We start from the raw sequence: 2,238 nt of genomic DNA, 5'->3' as shown, positions 1-2,238 counted from the left end.
GTTGGTTAGCCAGGTTTTGTCCGCTTACAATAAATATAGCTAAAAACATCGAATATCGATTAAGTGTTTAGCCGCAATTGACCATACGCGTTGTTAGCGGCTGACTGTCTATTCATTTTTTATATATTTTATGTCCAGTTTTCCGATTTTTAAAATTTGTCTAGTTCTCAACTTTTCATTTTCTAGTTGTTTTTTTTCTAATTGTTTACCGATCGTTTTTTCCCATTTTTCTATATTCAAAGGATATAGTTTAGACCAATGAAATATTTCAATAAGAGCATTCATATTCTCCTCAAAGTTTGGGTTCATCGAATCTTTAGGAATTAAAAAGGCATGATGATTTTCAAATGTGACATTACCAATGTAATAATCACCGCTCAACTTATCCTCGAAATCATTATCATTTAATTTTGGATCAAAATCATAAAAAGCTTCGATAATTTCATATTCCAATTTTCTATTTTTCTTATAGATTTTCACCGTTTTGCTTATATTATAGATTCTAAAATAAAAATTTTTATAAACTCCTTCGAAATATAGATCTGGATTTAATTTGAAGTTGTTTTTATCTAAAAAACTATATCTTATAGACTGTAATTGATTGATTTTCTTTTTCCTTAGATAATATTCTTGACTAAAAAAGCCTACAACACAGAAAATGAAAATGATTGTAAAACAACAAATTAACCCATTATAAAATGAATTTAATAAGCTATTTTCTATTAGAGATAGGAGGAAAAGAAAAGTTCCAGTTATTATTCCTCCAAAACAACCATTTATCCAATAACCTTTAAATTTTTCTTTTCTTAATAAAGGAACATTATTCATAAAATTAATAGCAAAATGTTCAACGAAGTTTGCCGCTAACGGTCTTGTATAACAATCAGTTGCGGATTGATTAGAGACTAAGATAGCTAAAATTACCGACTTTTATGCTTGCGCGGTTGTGTCCGCAGGACACAAAGCCGCAATTGTTGTTATACATTGTTATGTGCTGGCTTTTAATCTTCATTTAGTTCAGAGCAAATCAATCTGTATGCCGTGAAATATTCAATGTCATTATAAATATTAGATTCCATATGGTCTAATTCATTTAGGACTAATTCATTTTTCGAACATTTTCTTCGTAGACAACCACCAAAAAAATCAAAATCCATTGGATTACGTTTTGTAGCGAGTTTACCAAGTTCATAATGGTAAGTTACTGGTCTTTCTATGTTATCTCTTGATATCTGCGAAGCGTCAACGAAACTTATATCAAAGATTGGCTTCTCAATATCGTTGTTTTCTATTCTTTTTCTGGGTTCAAAAAGCTCAACTGCATATTCTCTCTTTTCTTTTAGACTACTTCTCAAGTCTTGATAAAATTTATCTATCAAATTTTCATACCTCTTATGTTCCTCTTTTCTTTTATTTATTTTCAATAATGATTCTTTATCATAGATGAAATCATACTCAAAAATGGATTCATAAAATACTTCTGAAATTTTAAGAATTTCCTCAAGACTTTTTTTGTCTATTAAGCTTTCTATTTTTTCAATTTCTTTAGTGAAGTCGGTTAGTATTTTCTTTAGTTTGATTAAAATTTTGTCGAAGTAATTGTTTAAAAAATCTTTATGTCTGTGTATTATTTCAGAGACTGCATACTCCATTGATTCAAACTTGTAGTCATTGTCTTTATGGTATCTTAAATAAACAATTTTATCACTGCCACCATTGTAACCAAAAAGACAAGATGAAATAAATTGTCCTTTGTGTTTTCTTATCGGATGTCCTACGAGTTCGTTGCGTATTTCTCTATTAATTAAATAGTTTGAATCCTTTTTTAAATCTCTTTTGTTTATTCCACATTTGAAGATAATCAGTAATTCTTCGATAAAATCTTGTTGGACATATATGCTTTGAAGTAAGCTAATTTGATTAGAAAATCGGTCGGCGTAGGATTTTGAGTTTCTATTGTCAAATATTATGTCAAAAGTATCTTGAAAATAACCTAAAATATCTCCGAAATAATTGGTTTGGACTTCAGGTGTAAACTTGATTCTCTTTTTACAGAATTCATATTCCCAAATATATGAATTCCAAATGTCAGCAATTCGGTCAAGTTTATATGTTACTTTTTCTTTCAATTCTCAATGTTCTATTCAGCTGTCTAGTCCTGAAATATGGCTACAGGTTGAACATGATTTTAAGCAGTTAATTTGTATACCATATTTGGTGTTTTATACTCTAAAGATA

General features: G+C 28.9%; 2 protein-coding genes. Both read right to left on the bottom strand.

Features of this window, described 5'->3' with window-relative positions; translation table 11 throughout:
- Positions 1 to 108: 108 nt before the first annotated feature.
- Positions 109 to 828: a hypothetical protein gene (locus tag BM201_RS17935; RefSeq protein ID WP_092545196.1), complete on the bottom strand. Its 720-nt coding sequence runs from the start codon at positions 826 to 828 to the stop codon at positions 109 to 111.
- A 173-nt stretch (positions 829 to 1,001) separates the two neighbouring features.
- Entirely contained in the window at positions 1,002 to 2,129 is a 1,128-nt protein-coding gene (locus BM201_RS17930; protein WP_092545191.1) for a hypothetical protein, read from the bottom strand.
- Between the last annotated feature and the right edge of the window lie 109 nt (positions 2,130 to 2,238).

This window comes from Zunongwangia mangrovi, assembly GCF_900112105.1.
GTDB lineage: Bacteria > Bacteroidota > Bacteroidia > Flavobacteriales > Flavobacteriaceae > Zunongwangia > Zunongwangia mangrovi.
This window is presented reverse-complemented; position numbering and strand designations above follow the sequence as displayed.

Coding starts and splice junctions, on each gene's coding strand:
- BM201_RS17935 (WP_092545196.1), bottom strand. CDS start 828: ATGAATAATGTTCCTTTATTAAGAAAAGAAAAATTTAAAGGTTATTGG.